This is a genomic window from Afipia sp. P52-10 (assembly GCF_000516555.1).
In the GTDB taxonomy this organism is placed as follows: Bacteria; Pseudomonadota; Alphaproteobacteria; order Rhizobiales; family Xanthobacteraceae; genus P52-10.
On the sequence record NZ_AZSJ01000003.1, the window covers coordinates 2,665,916 to 2,680,036 of the forward strand.

Annotated in this window: 6 protein-coding genes; all 6 read right to left on the reverse strand. The window is 60.6% G+C overall.

Translation table 11 applies throughout. From position 1 onward, the window contains the following. Nucleotides 1-24: 24 nt before the first annotated feature. Genes treY through X566_RS13890 form a run of 6 tightly spaced genes read right to left on the reverse strand, consistent with a single transcriptional unit; the run spans nucleotide 25 to nucleotide 14,036 of the window. Nucleotides 25-2,787 (reverse strand): malto-oligosyltrehalose synthase, encoded by a 2,763-nt coding sequence (gene treY, locus X566_RS13865; protein WP_034467159.1) that lies wholly within the window; start codon nucleotides 2,785-2,787, stop codon nucleotides 25-27. Beyond that, nucleotides 2,787-4,559 carry a malto-oligosyltrehalose trehalohydrolase gene (gene treZ, locus X566_RS13870; protein ID WP_034467161.1) on the reverse strand — a complete coding sequence of 591 codons (1,773 nt, stop codon included), beginning with the start codon at nucleotides 4,557-4,559 and terminating at the stop codon, nucleotides 2,787-2,789. Before treZ ends, treY begins: the two co-directional genes overlap by 1 nt. Further along, nucleotides 4,556-6,628 carry a glycogen debranching protein GlgX gene (gene glgX / locus X566_RS13875; protein WP_034468681.1) on the reverse strand — a complete coding sequence of 691 codons (2,073 nt, stop codon included), beginning with the start codon at nucleotides 6,626-6,628 and terminating at the stop codon, nucleotides 4,556-4,558. Before glgX ends, treZ begins: the two co-directional genes overlap by 4 nt. Beyond that, nucleotides 6,628-8,778, reverse strand: a complete 2,151-nt coding sequence (gene glgB / locus X566_RS13880) for a 1,4-alpha-glucan branching protein GlgB (protein WP_034467165.1) — start codon at nucleotides 8,776-8,778, stop codon at nucleotides 6,628-6,630. The genes glgX and glgB overlap by 1 nt, the downstream gene beginning before the upstream one ends. Further along, nucleotides 8,775-12,053 carry a maltose alpha-D-glucosyltransferase gene (treS, locus tag X566_RS13885; protein WP_034467168.1) on the reverse strand — a complete coding sequence of 1,093 codons (3,279 nt, stop codon included), beginning with the start codon at nucleotides 12,051-12,053 and terminating at the stop codon, nucleotides 8,775-8,777. The genes glgB and treS overlap by 4 nt, the downstream gene beginning before the upstream one ends. 9 nt (nucleotides 12,054-12,062) lie before the next feature. Then, nucleotides 12,063-14,036, reverse strand: a complete 1,974-nt coding sequence (locus X566_RS13890; protein ID WP_034467170.1) for an alpha-1,4-glucan--maltose-1-phosphate maltosyltransferase — start codon at nucleotides 14,034-14,036, stop codon at nucleotides 12,063-12,065. Nucleotides 14,037-14,121 lie beyond the last annotated feature (85 nt).

Below are 14,121 nucleotides of genomic sequence, written 5' to 3' on the forward strand. Positions count from 1 at the left end.
CGCTGACCCTCGCAGGCAGGCCGCTCAAATGAGCGAAGCCATGCGGCCGGGCCGGACAATCTGTCGAAGTGCTTCCGACGTCATGATTGTTGCCGGTACATGGCGGATCAACTGACTAACGCCGACTCGCCCGATTGGGTCAATTGTGACGGTCGCGTTCAGGGTTCCCGGTTCCAGCCAACGTGTCCCACCTTGGGTCAACGGCGAGAAAAAACGCAGCGCCATAATCGTCAGTGCCTGCTTCCGGAAACGGCGCGTAAAAGCAACGACATGCTCGGCGCCAGGGCCGTCCACAGAGTGAGGAATGTACTCGCCCCTCGCAAAGAGGTCGGGATACTGCTGCCGCAGAGTCAGCAGATGCCGTGTCCACAGGAGTTTGATCTGGCCGCTGCTCCAGTTCCGCGTCGCAGCCGCGAGGTCGGCTGGCGGAGCGGCGAAGGCCGCCCGCCGCGATCCAAAGTCGACGGGTCGCCGGTTGTCAGGGTCGACCAGCGACAAATCCCAGAACTCGGCCCCCTGGTAGAAGTCAGGAACGCCGGGCAGCGTCGCTTTCAAGGTGAGCTGGCTAAGGCTGTTCAGCGCGCCGATCAGTGCGACCCGCTTGAGGAATGCCATGAACGAATCCAAGTACTCGGCGGCGCGCCTCGGATCGAGAATGTTGTCGATGAAAGTCTTGAGGCCCCGTTCGTAGTCTGCGTTGGGATTGAGCCAGCTCGTCTGCAGTTTGGCCTCACGGACCGCCTTCTGGGCGTACGCCTGGAAACGTGCAACGAAATCCTGATCCGGGCCTTCCAACGGCATCGCGCCAACGAGGGCTTGATACAGCATATACTCGTCGACAATCGATGGGCTGCGATGCGGGCCCACATCCGTCACGAAGCGTGCGTTGAACAACTTCCATCGTCCGACCGCTGCAGTCCATTCGCCGGAGAGTTCGGCCAGTGCAATGATGCGCATGCGGGCATCTTCGCCGCGCTTGGTATCATGCGTTGCCGTAGCCGTCATGCCGTGCGGCCACTGTTGGCTTCGCGCGATCAGCCGATGATGGAAATCGAGGATCGGCAGCGAGGACGCTGCGGGATCGCCACCGACTTCGTTCAGCGCGAGCAGCCGTGGATAACGGTAGAATGCGGTGTCTTCCAGCGCCTTGGCGATCAAAGGTGGCGTGAACTGCTGCATCTTAAAAGCAAAACGACGAACACGCGACCGGCTATGGGGTGCGCGTCCGGGCTGCAGAAGATCAAGTGTCAACGCGTCATGCAGGAAATCGAAGACGCCCGCATCGGCGTTGAACCAGTCGGCCTGTGCCTTGCGGATCGTCGCACGGATCAATGCGCGGTCGGCGGCGGACGGGCCTTTGGCTGTGATGTAGGTACGGTACACGGGAAAATGGATGACGTAGAGGGTCAGCGCCTGCCGCAAACTATCTTCAGAGTAGTCGCGGGTGGTGTAATGGCCCGCGGCGATCCGTGCGAGCAGGCGGGTGAGAACGGTAAACTCGCTTGCGAGCATCGTTTCGAGCACGCGTCGTTTTGCGGCTGCCAGCACGGGCGCAAAGGCAGGGGCCGAGTTGCTGGCTTGCCGCCAGATGTCGTCCAGCGCCTTGAGCCCGTGCGGTTCCACCAGGGTCTGCGTGATCGTGTTCAGCCATTCGTATCCCGTGGTCCCGTCGGCAGCGGCGAACGGCTGTAGCGTTTCGTGATGACCGACGATCTTCTCGACCACGAGATAGAAGGGGCGCGGTCTCGGCGCCTGGGCGTCCGCAATCAGCCGGCGAATGCGTTGAAGATACTGCGTCGGGTCGAGCAGACCATCGATGTGATCGATCCTCAGCCCTTGGATCTTATCTTCGGCAATCAGCCTGCGGACCAGTGTATGGACGCGGTTGAAGGTAGGACGATCCTCGACCCGCAATCCCGCCAAGCCATTGATGTCGAAGAAGCGCCGGAAGTTGATTTCGCTGCTGGCAAGACGCCAGTGGGACAGGCGATAGTGCTGCCGCTCCAGCACATGATGAAGAGCGAGCACTTGCGGCATGCCGGCGGTCGCGCGAAAGGCTTCCAAGCCGCGGGCGATGAGTTTGGCCGCGCCTGGAATCTCGGCAAGCTGTTGCTTCAAAAGCTGCACTTGCCGACGCTCTGGATGCTTCTTTCCGCCGAACGCTGCGGCGAGCGAAAGCAACCCTCGGCCTGTATCACTCGTGTTCTCTTCCGCGTGAGCGACTATCATGCGTAAGAGATCGCCGTATCGCTCGGGGGCGATTGGCAGCCGGTTTTCATAATAGCGGGCGTAGAAGGACCCGGCCTGGGGGTCGAAACAGAGTTCGATTTCCCCGCGGTTGAGCGCCTCGCCGTAGGACGCTCCGAGGATCGGCAGCAGCAGCCTCGGTTTCGTGCGATGCGGCAGCATATCCCAGTCGATGTCGAATGAACTGGCGAAAGGCGACTTCGGTCCCCACTCGAGGACATCCAGCCACCACGCGTTATCGGCACCATGCACGCCCATATGGTTTGGGACGAAGTCGAGGATCAGGCCGAGATCGTTGGCCTTCAGCGCCGCACTGAATCGTTCGAATCCGATGTCGCCGCCGAGCTCCGGATTGAACGTCGTGTGATCGACCACGTCGTAGCCATGGCTGCTTCCCTGGCGCGCTTTCATGAATGGCGAGACGTAGACATGGCTGATGCCGAGCGACTTCAGATAGGGAACGACCGCAGCCGCATCCTCGAAACGAAAGGCAGCGTTGAGTTGCAGACGATATGTGGCGATAGGCACAGCAGGAGGCATCACTGTCCTCCGATCACCCAGAACGCAGACCACGGCGGCAGCCGTTCAGGCGGATGGCCGCCCCAAATCGGTCGGCCGCGTATGGGCAGATGGATCCGTGTTGCAAGTCTCGGCGAGATATTCGCAAGCAGGGTCAGCGCTTCCCCCTTGGCCAGCCGCCACTCCGCATGCAGCGTGCGATCGGGTTGGATATCGCCTTCGCCGAAGCTAGCCTCCTTCACGCGCGGTATGATCTCAGTGCGGCGTACCGCAAGAAGCGCCGTCACCAAAGCATGCCGCTCCCGCTGCGTTGCGTCGCGCTGGTGCCAATGCAGTTTTGCGGACTGGAACGTGGAGTCAGCCAAGGGATCGGGTACCTCGTTGCCATACGCATCATAGGCTTCCGCGAATTCGATGCGCCGTCCGCGGCGGATGGCGTCTGCCAGCTCGCCGTGGAAGTCGCAGAAGAACGGGAACGGCGTACGTGCGCCAAACTCCTCACCCATGAAGAGCAGTGGCGGCATGGGCGACAGCAGCGTGATCGCGAGTGCAGCTTCAATCGCTTTCGGGTCCGCCGACCATTCCAGTCGGTCGCCCAGGGCGCGATTGCCGACTTGGTCGTGATTCTGCAGGAAAGTCACGAACGCTGCAGGCGGCACTCCCTTCGTTGGTTCGCCCCGTGACTGCCCGCCTCGATGGGCCGATGCCTCGCCCTGATAGGCGAAGCCGCTCTTGAGCATGCGGGCGATCAGCCTCTCCGGACTGCGCGCATAATCGATATAGTAGCCGTGCGTTTCGCCTGTCAGCAAAACATGCCAGGCGTGGTGATAGTCGTCGTTCCATTGGGCGCTGAATGGTGCCGCTGACGCAGGCTCGGCTGGCCTGATGAGCGATGCACGGTTGTCGTCATTCTCAAGAACGAGATGAATGTGGCGGCGGGTTTCAGCTGCGAGCCTGGCTACGGCTTGGCTAAGCTCGCCCAGCATGGCAAGTCCACCAGGCTCGTGCAGCGCATGCACCGCATCGAGGCGCAATCCGTCGAAGCGATAGTTCTGCAGCCAATGCAGTGCGTTATCGATTGCGAAGGCGCGGACCTCCGAAACTGTGTAGTCGATCGCGCGCCCCCAGGGTGTTTCCGCGTCGTTGAAGAATGACGGCGCGTAGCGCGCAAGATAATTCCCTTCCGGGCCGAAGTGATTGTAAACCACATCCAGGAACACCATCAGGCCCCGCAGGTGAGCCTGATCAACCAAGGTGCGCAGATCATCCGGGGTGCCGTAGGTGTGATCGGGGGCGTACCACAGCACGCCGTCGTATCCCCAGTTGCGCGCGCCCGGAAAATCGGCGAGCGGCATCAGCTCAATGGCGGTAATGCCGGTCCCGACCAGATCATCGAGCCGCTCGATCATGGCGCGATACGTTCCTTCGGGCGTGAAGGCCCCGACATGACATTCCAGAAAAACGGCCTCGTGCCAGGGGCGGCCGCGCCAATTCTTGGCTTGCCAGCGAAATGCTGCGTGATCAATGACCTCGCTCGGTCCGGATATATCCTCGGGCTGAAATGCGGAGGCAGGATCCGGCACGTCATTGCCGTCATCTACTCTGAAGCGGTAGGTCAGGCCCGCGCTTGCGCCGGGGAGATCGACGATGAACCAGCCCGGGCGGTCGGCCGTGCGTGTCATCACATGGGCGTGGCCTTGCACGATCGCTTCGATCTTGCGCGCAGCAGGAGCCCACAGCCGTAGCGAGACGCCGGTCTTGGTCAGTTGCGGGCCATGCAATGCGGGGGTCATGGCCTGCTCTCGTATACGATGACGCTGCGCGGCGCAGCGGTCGTCACCGTGCCTGCCTTCAGAGACACGGCGCCCGACTTACCGGACGTGGTGTCGAGCCGGAGCGTCCATGTGGGACAGTTGTCGAATTTCGGTAATGTGAAATCAATCGGCTCCGGCGCTGCGTTGAGTACGATGAATAGCGTGGCACCGACCGGATCGAGCGGCCCCAGGGCATAAGACAGAAACCGGCCCTCGGGAAAATTCCAGTCGGCTTCGGTCATTTCCGTCGCTTGCGGCGTGAGCCACAGCGCGCCGAAGCTGCCATCCGGCCGTTTGCCGGTGACCCAATGGCGGGCCCTTAACTGGGGGAATTCCCTGCGTAATGCCGTCAATGTCGCTACGAACGGGGTCATGTCGTCCGGCGTGCCGAGTTGGGTCCAGTCGACCCATCCGGTCTCGTTGTCCTGACAGTAGACGTTGTTGTTGCCGCCTTGGCTGTTACCGACCTCGTCGCCAGCAAGCAGCAGCGGCACCCCCTGGGCCAGCATCAGGCAGGCGAGCTGGTTCTTCCGCAATTGTCGTCGCAAGGCGTTGATGTCTGGATCGTCTGTCGGCCCCTCGTGTCCACAGTTGATGCTGTGGTTATGATCGGAGCCGTCGCGGTTGTCCTCGCCATTGGCTTCATTGTGCTTGGTGTCGTAGGCGTAGAGATCGGCCAGTGTAAAGCCATCGTGGACGGTGATGTGGTTGATGCTCGCGCGTGGCGAGCGGCCATCGTGATTGAACAGGTCGGATGAGCCGGTCATCCGACTGCTGACTTCGCCGATCAAGCTGCCTTCGCCGGCCCAGTAGCGCCGCAGCGCGCCGCGATAGCGGTCGTTCCATTCCGACCATTGTGATGGAAACTGACCGACTTGATAGCCGCCGAGCCCGATGTCCCAGGGCTCGGCAATCAGTTTGGCAGCCGCGAGCACCGGATCCTGACGCACGGCCGTCAGGAACGTGCTGTGCTGGTCGAAGCCGTTCGGTCCTCGCGCAAGAGTGCTGGCGAGATCAAACCGAAAGCCATCAATGTGACAGACCTCGATCCAGTAGCGCAGCGAATCCATGACCATCTGCAGGACCCGCGTGTTTGTGAGGTTCAGTGAATTGCCGGTCCCGGTAAAGTCGTCGTAGTAGCGGCCGCTCTGCGGCGACAGCCAATAGTAAGACGCATTGTCGATGCCGCGGAACGACAACGTCGGTCCGAGATGATTGCCTTCCGCGGTGTGATTGTAAACGACATCGAGGAGAACCTCGAAACCGGCATCATGCAGGCGGGCGACAGCGGTGCGGAATTCATCAAGCGCACCGTTCTGGGCATAGCGCAGCTCCGGTGCGAAGAATGCGATGGTGTTATAGCCCCAATAGTTGACGAGCTTGCGCTCCACGAGCGGACGATCGTCGATGAAGGCGTGAATCGGAAGCAGCTCGATCGTCGTTACGCCGAGCCGTTTGAGATGATCGATCAATGCTGTCGATCCCAGCGCGCGATACGTACCGCGCATCGCCGGTGGAACATCTTTGTGCAGTTGCGTGAGGCCTTTGACGTGCGCCTCGTAGATGATGGTGTCTTCCCAGGCAATATTGGGGCGCAGCTCGCGACGGCCCCAGTTGAAGGTCTCGTCGACGACGACGGCCTTCGGCACGCCGCGGGCGTTGTCACGCCGGTCAAAAGAAAGATCGAGCCGAGGACTCCCCGTCCGATAGCCGAAATGGGCGTCGCTCCAGACCAGGCGTCCCGCCAAACGTTTCGCATAAGGGTCGAGCAGCAGCTTATTGGCGTTGAACCGATGCCCACGTTCCGGATCGTACGGGCCATAAACGCGATAGCCATAGAGCTGGCCAGGTGACACCTCGCTGAAGTAGCCGTGCCAGACGTCTTCGGTCCGCTCTGGCAGAGCAATCCGTTCGATCTCGCGGCGGCCCTGACCGTCGAACAGGCACAACTCGACCCTCTCGGCATGAGCGGAGAAGAGCGCGAAGTTTGTGCCTCGACCGTCCCAAGTGGCACCAAGACGGACGGGTGAGCCTTCTGAAATCCGCATCATCGAGAGTCCGGTGTGAGAAAGATCACGGCCAACGGCGGGATCGTCAATTGCAGGTGAGGGAGCGCGCCGGCAGATGTCTGCAGGCTCCCTCGATTGCCGACGTCGCTGCCTCCGTAGTACCGGGAATCGGTATTCAGCAACTCGCGCCATTGCCCGGCAAACGGCACACGGATCTTGTAGTCGTGGTAGACATTGGGCGTGAAGTTCGCAACCACCAGACATTGATCATGACCGTTGCGGCTCTTGCGCATCCATGCGAAGACGCTGCGGTTGACGTCGGATGTGATCAGCCATTCGAATCCGGTCGGGTGGCAATCGAGATCATGCAACGCGGGTGTGCTGCGATAGAGCCGGTTCAAGTCGCGGATCAGACTCTGCACGCCACGATGCCGTTCGTTCTCAAGCAGGTGCCAATCCAACGAGTGATCATGATTCCATTCTCGCTCCTGACCGAACTCCGCGCCCATGAACAGGAGCTTTTTGCCGGGATGGCCGTACATGAAGCCGTAGTACGCGCGCAGGTTGGCGAACCGCTGCCACGCATCGCCCGGCATGCGGCCGAGGATGGAGCGCTTGCCGTGTACGACTTCGTCGTGCGACAGCGGTAGGATGAAGTTTTCCGAGAAGGCATAGTGTAAGCCGAATAGGATCTGATCATGATGATGCTTGCGATGAACAGGATCCTTGCTGATGTAATTCAGCGTGTCGTGCATCCATCCCATATTCCATTTGTAACCGAAGCCCAGGCCGCCGTATTCAATCGGGCGAGAGACGTTCGGCCAGGCGGTCGACTCTTCGGCGATGGTGGTTGCGTGCGGAAAGCGGGCGAAGACCTCGCGGTTGAAGCGGCGTAGGAATTCGATCGCCTCCAGGTTTTCGCGGCCGCCGTACTTGTTGGGGATCCAGCCTCCGGCCGGACGGCTGTAGTCGAGATAGAGCATCGAGGCGACGGCATCGACGCGCAGTCCGTCGATGCCATAGCGGTCAAGCCAGAACAGGGCGTTGGCGACCAGGAGATTGACCACCTCGGTTCGTCCGTAGTTGTAGATCAGGGTGCCCCAGTCCAGGTGGCGCCCTTGCATCGGATTGGCGTGCTCATAAAGCGCGGTGCCGTCGAATTGGCCGAGGCCGTGCGGATCGTCGGGGAAATGGCCGGGTACCCAGTCGACCAGGACGCCAAGGCCTGCGCGATGGCAGGCGTCGATCAGGTGAGCAAAGTCGTCGGGCGATCCGAACCGGCTGGTGGGGGCGAACAGACCGGTGGGTTGATAGCCCCATGATCCATCGAACGGATGTTCACTGATCGGCATCAGCTCGACATGCGTGAAGCCGAGATCGCTGGCATAGGCTGGCAGCGTTTCGGCGAGTTCGCGGTAGGTCAACCAGCTGTTGTCGGTCTTGCGTTGCCACGAACCGAGGTGAACTTCATAGATCGAGACCGGAGAGCTCAGCGCGTTGATGTCGGCCTGTACTGGAGCGGGTTGCGGCAGGGCCTCCACATCAAAGACGATCGATGCGGTCTTCGGGCGCACCTCGGCAGCGAAGGCGAGGGGGTCAGCCTTCTGAGGGAGGTGTTTGCCGGCCCGGCTGCGGATCGCGAACTTGTAGCGATCACCCGCCTTTGCTCCCGGTACGAACAGCTCCCAATAACCCTTGCCGCGCACCCGCATCGGATGCTGGTGAGAATTCCAAAGGTTGAAATCGCCGACCACCGAGACACTGCGTGCGTTCGGGGCAAACACGACGAATCCGATGCCATTCACGTCGTCACGTGTGAGCGGATGAGCGCCGAGCTTGTCATAGAGACGCTGATGTGTGCCCTCGCCCAGCAAGTACAGGTCAAAATCGGATAGGATGGGCGGGAAGCGGTAAGGGTCTTCGATCTCGACGGTCTCGTTGCCGAAACGGGCCCGTAGGCGGTAGCGATCGGCGCCGTCCGGGAGCTCACCTGCAAACAGACCACCGTTATGAATGCGCGTCATCGGACACGTCGCGCCCGACGCGCTGATGACCTCGACATGAGACGCATCTGGCAGGTAGGCCCGGACGATACTATGACCGTTCTCCTCGTGCCGACCCAGATAGCTGAACGGGTCCGAGTGATGACCGCGGAGAATGGCATGCGCTTCGGCGGGAAGATTGCTCATAGGCGGGGCTCCTCGCCAAGGATGCGGAGCGCACCGCTTAAAGCCATACCCAACCAGTCCGGCCGATGCGCGAGCTCATACTCGATCTCATAGAATGCCTTCTCGAGCAGGAAGAATTGCAGCACGTTGTCGGCACCGGCAGAATCCGTTGGCCAGAGCCGCGTGTCGGTCATCGTCGCGCGGTATGCCTGCTGGAATGTCTTTGTGGAGAGATCGCGCCAGTCTGCCAGGCATTGACGCAGGCGAGTGTCCTCCGCCGGTGACATTTTGAGTGCGCGCTCCAAGGCCGCATTGACCGAATAATCGATCGAGCGGATCAAGCCTGCTACGTCGCGTGCTGCCGGAGCTTTTGTGCGCCGCTCAGCGAGCGTCCGACGCGGTTCGCCTTCGAAGTCGATGATATAGACGTCGTCTTTGACGATCAGAATCTGGCCCAGGTGAAAATCGCCATGATGACGGATCGAGTGGATCGCTGTGAGATCGGAGCTCATCGCAACAAGTCGATCCCGCAAGCCGGCGCGCACACCGACCAGCGCTTGCACGAGGGGCACATCGCGGCTGTTCAACGGAGCAGCTTCCAGCCGAGCGTAAACGTGTTCTGCCCGAGAGAGAATGCCGTCGATCCAGCGATCGACGTCAGCTTGGCTTGTATGCTGTGGCCGGAAGTCTTCGATCTCGTCGCGACTGGCCAGCGCCAAATGCATCTCTGCGACGCGTTTTCCGATCTGCATCATGTAAAGTTGATAGGCCGATTTCTCGTCGTTCGCGGGCGTTACGTCAGTGGCACCGACCAGCTTCTCTTCTTCAATGAAGCGATCGAGTGCAGTGCTGGTCAAGGTCCAGGCATCGCCTTGGTTCTCGACGAAGGCATGAACAATAGCGACGGCGCTTTGCAGGCCAGGTCCTTCGACTTCGAGGTGGCCAAGCAGCGCAGGCGTATTCGCAAAGCCGGCAACGTCGGTGAGAAAGCGGCCAACCTCGATTTCCGGATTCAAGCCGTGTTCGATCTTGCGATAGAACTTGATGACATATCGATCGTCGACCAGTGCTGTCGTATTGGTTTGTTCGGTTTCGACCGCGCGCACGATCTCGACTGGTTCGACCGGCGCACTCAGGAGGCGCTCGGTCGGGACGAAGATCATTCCGTGGTCGCCTTCCCGAAGACGGGCTTGACGCCGCAGGTCATCGAGCAGGCCTGAGATGAACATCGAGTTGCTCGCAATGTCCAGGAGCGTGCCTTCGCGCGCGCCTTGTCGGACCGCGGCCAAAGCCTTCGGGTCGAAGTTGCGACGGTCCAGTCGGTCCCAGACGATCTGCACCGGTAGCGCATAACGGCCGGTGCCGCCATGTGTGGTGGCTTCGAAGAGAACCAGCCAGGGGCGTCCGTGTTCTGCCGAAGAAAGCGGGATCGTCGCGGTCACGGCGGTTGTGATGGCGCGTGCCGATCGCTCGGGGAACCAGCGCGAGCGGGCGAGGAAGGGCGGCAGGACGTCGCGCTCGAAGACCGTGCGGGTGCGGCTCAATGTTTCCCAGGTCGCACCGGCGGGAACAACCAGCGTCTGGAAATCCGGCGTGATCACCGGGGGCAAGTTTGGCGAAACAGGTTTCTCCGTCAGCTGAAACCAATAAAAGCCGTAAGGGCTGAGCGTGATCAGATAAGGCAGCTCGCCGATATCGGGAAATGTCGTACGTCCGAGCATTTCAACGGGTGAACGGCCCTTCCACGGCGACAGATCGAGTTCGGATGCCTGGGCCGAGCGCGACAGGTTGGCGACGCACAGGATGGCCTCGTCTTTGTAGGTGCGAAGGTAAGCCAGCACGGCATTGTTGGAAGACCGCACGAACGTCATGCCGCCGCGACCGAAAGCGGGGCTGGATTTTCGAACTGCGATCAGCTTCTTCATCCAGTTCAGAAGCGACGACAGGCTTCGTGATTGGGCCTCGACGTTGACGGTCTCGTAGCCATAGACCGCGTCCATGACGGGCGGTGCATAGAGGCGCGCCGGATCACAACGGGAGAAGCCGCCGTTACGATCGGGCGACCATTGCATCGGGGTGCGCACGCCGTTGCGGTCGCCGAGATAGATGTTGTCGCCCATGCCGATCTCGTCGCCGTAGTAGACGATCGGTGTGCCCGGAAACGACATCAACAGCGAGTTCATCAGCTCGATCTTGCGGCGATCGTTGTCCATCAGCGGTGCGAGGCGGCGACGGATGCCGAGATTGATGCGGGCGCGCGGATCGGCAGCATAGGTGGACCAGAGGTAGTCACGCTCGATATCGGTGACCATTTCCAAGGTCAGCTCATCGTGGTTGCGCAGGAACATTGCCCACTGACAGCTTGTGGGAATATCGGGTGTCTGACGCAGGATATCGACGATCGGAAAACGATCTTCCTGGGCGATCGCCATGTAGATGCGCGGCATCAGCGGGAAGTGATAGGCCATGTGGCATTCGTCCCCGTCGCCGAAATACTGCTGCACGTCCTCGGGCCATTGATTGGCTTCGGCGAGCAAGACCTTGCCGCTCGCGTAAGCGTCGAGCTGACTGCGCAGTTGCTTGATGATTGCGTGCGTTTCCGGAAGGTTTTCGTTGGATGTTCCCTCGCGTTCGCAAAGATAAGGGATCGCATCGAGCCGGAAGCCATCTACGCCGGCGTCGAGCCAGCGCTTCATCACCTGCGCGACGGCGCTGACGACGCGCGGATTGTCGAAATTGAGGTCCGGTTGGTGGGAGAAGAAGCGATGCCAGTAATAGGCTTTGGCTTCCGCGTCCCAGGTCCAGTTCGACTTTTCGGTGTCGGTAAAGATAATCCGCGTCTGCAGATAACGCTGATCGGTGTCGCTCCAGACATACCAGTTGCGAGCGCTTGAACCCGGTGGGCTGCGCCGGGCGCGCCGGAACCAGGGGTGCTGGTCCGAGGTGTGGTTGATGACGAGCTCGGTGATGACGCGCAGGCCGCGCCGCTTCGCCTCGGCGATGAAGCGGCGGAAGTCCTTCATCGTGCCGAACTCGGGATTGATCGCGCCATAGTCGGCGATGTCGTAACCGTCGTCGCGCCCCGGCGAGGGATAGAACGGTAACAACCAGATCGTGGTGACGCCGAGATCCTGCAGGTAGTCCAGCTTGCTGGTCAGCCCGGGAAAATCGCCAACGCCGTCGTTGTTGCTATCGGCAAAAGCTTTCACATGGAGCTGGTAGACGATGGCATCCTTATACCAGAGTGCATCGGCAGCGGTGTATTGAGCGGTGGCAATCGGAGCCAGCTTGTTCATGATGTGCGCTCATGCGATGCAACGAAACAGCAGCGCCGGATCTTGGGTCGGGTCGAGGCGCAGTCGGACGCCACCCCACTCGACGGCATGCCGTTCTCGGGTGAAAAGGTTTTCGAGTGCGATTGGCGGCTGCCGCTGATCGGGTGGGCCGATCATGATGCCATCGAGTGGCAGCCAGAACTCCCGATAATCGCGGGTCAGAGCGATCGCGATGACGACCGTATTGGTCGCGGCGGTATCCTGTTTGGTGAAGGCAATGGTGCTGTCATTATCGACCGGCAGGAAGCGCAGGTTGCGAGTTTGCAGAAACGCGGGATTTGCGCGCCGTGCCGCATTGAGCGCGGTGATATAAGGCTTGATGTTGCCGGGTTTGTTCCAGTCGCGTGTCCGGATCTCATACTTCTCTGAATTGAGATACTCCTCCTTGCCGGGGACAGGTTCATGCTCAAGGAGTTCGAAACCGTTATAGATGCCGTAATTTCCCGACAACGTTGCAGCGAGTGCGACGCGTGACTTGAACATCCAGGGGTCGCCGCCCTGCAAATGAAATGGCAGAATGTCCGGCGTATTGACGAAGAAATTCGGGCGATAATAGTCGCGCTCCGGATAGCCGGTGAGTTCGTTTAGATAGGCTTCGATCTCCCACTTCTGCGTACGCCAGGTGAAGTAGGTGTAGGATTGAGTAAAGCCGAGCTTTGCGAGTCCCTTCATGAGCTTTGGGCGGGTGAAGGCTTCCGATAGGAAGATCACGCCAGGATGCCGCGATTGCACCTCGTGGATCAGCCATTCCCAGAAATTGAGCGGCTTGGTATGCGGATTGTCGACCCGAAAGATGCGGACGCCCTGATCGACCCAGAACAGGAATACATCGCGCAGCGCATTCCAAAGCGAGCCGGCGTCTTCCGAACTGAAATCCGGATTGACGATGTCTTCGTACTTCTTGGGCGGGTTCTCGGCGTAGCGGATCGAGCCATCGGGCCGGCGCTTGAACCACTCAGGATGCTGACGCAGCCAGGGGTGGTCAGGGGAGCATTGAATGGCGATGTCGAGCGCAACTTCGAGGCCATGCTGCTCGCAGGCGCGGATCAGCGCGTGAAAATCATCGAGCGTTCCGAGCTCCGGATGGACGGCTGTATGTCCGCCTTCAGCCGAACCGATCGCGTAGGGGCTGCCTGGATCGCCAGGTTCAGCCGTCAGCGAATTGTTGCGGCCTTTCCGATTTGTGGTTCCGATCGGGTGAATCGGTGTGAAGTAGAGCACGTCGAAACCCATCGCGGCGATATCGGGCAGGCGCGCGATGCAATCGCGAAACGTGCCATGCTGTCCAGGGACGGCGCTCTGGCTGCGCGGCACCATTTCGTACCAGGCACCTGCAACGGCGCGGGGACGGTCAATGGTCAGAGGGTAGAGACGAGAGCGGGTGAGATCGCTGCGATCCTGGCTCGCTGTCATTGCGGCACTGAGCGCCTCATCAAGCAGAACGTCGCTCGCTCCGGTGCGAAGATAGAGATCGAGCTTGCTCCGAATGAGATCGCTGGCCTCCGCCGTTGCGTTCAGTGGAAGCGCCAGCAGTGCGGCACCTTCCAGACCATCGATTGCCACGTCCTGACCGGCTTCTAGCTTGAGCTCGAAGCCGTGCTTCCAAGTTGCGAACGTGTCGGTCCAAGCCTCGATCGCATACACGTAGAGTCCCGGCTCGGCCGGCGTGAAGCTTCCAACCCAGCGGTCATTATCATGCAGTTGCATCCGTGTTCGTTGCCACTGCGCGTCACCCTCCCGCCGCCAAATCAGGTCGGCCGCAAGGATATCGTGCCCGCTGCGAAAAATGTCTGCCCAGACATCGATCATCTCGCCGGCCGGACGTTTGATCGGATAACGTCCTCCCTCGATGCTGGGATAGACGTCTTCGATATGAAACGCTCCAGCGGTGGCGCCGTGCTCGCCTGGACGCAATGGAAGATTCTTCTGTGCAGAGACAGACATTCGAGACGGCCTAGCTTCGTTGGTTGCCATCACTAATGCGCCTCATCAAGCAGAAGTTCCTGCGGAACTTGGCGTCGGGGCGACG

What these genes read in the sequence shown, in the direction of transcription:
- X566_RS13890 (WP_034467170.1), bottom strand. Translation starts at nt 14,036, where the DNA reads ATGTCTGTCTCTGCACAGAAGAATCTTCCATTGCGTCCAGGCGAGCAC.
- treZ (WP_034467161.1), bottom strand. Translation starts at nt 4,559, where the DNA reads ATGACCCCCGCATTGCATGGCCCGCAACTGACCAAGACCGGCGTCTCG.
- glgX (WP_034468681.1), bottom strand. Translation starts at nt 6,628, where the DNA reads ATGCGGATTTCAGAAGGCTCACCCGTCCGTCTTGGTGCCACTTGGGAC.
- treY (WP_034467159.1), bottom strand. Translation starts at nt 2,787, where the DNA reads ATGCCTCCTGCTGTGCCTATCGCCACATATCGTCTGCAACTCAACGCT.
- treS (WP_034467168.1), bottom strand. Translation starts at nt 12,053, where the DNA reads ATGAACAAGCTGGCTCCGATTGCCACCGCTCAATACACCGCTGCCGAT.
- glgB (WP_034467165.1), bottom strand. Translation starts at nt 8,778, where the DNA reads ATGAGCAATCTTCCCGCCGAAGCGCATGCCATTCTCCGCGGTCATCAC.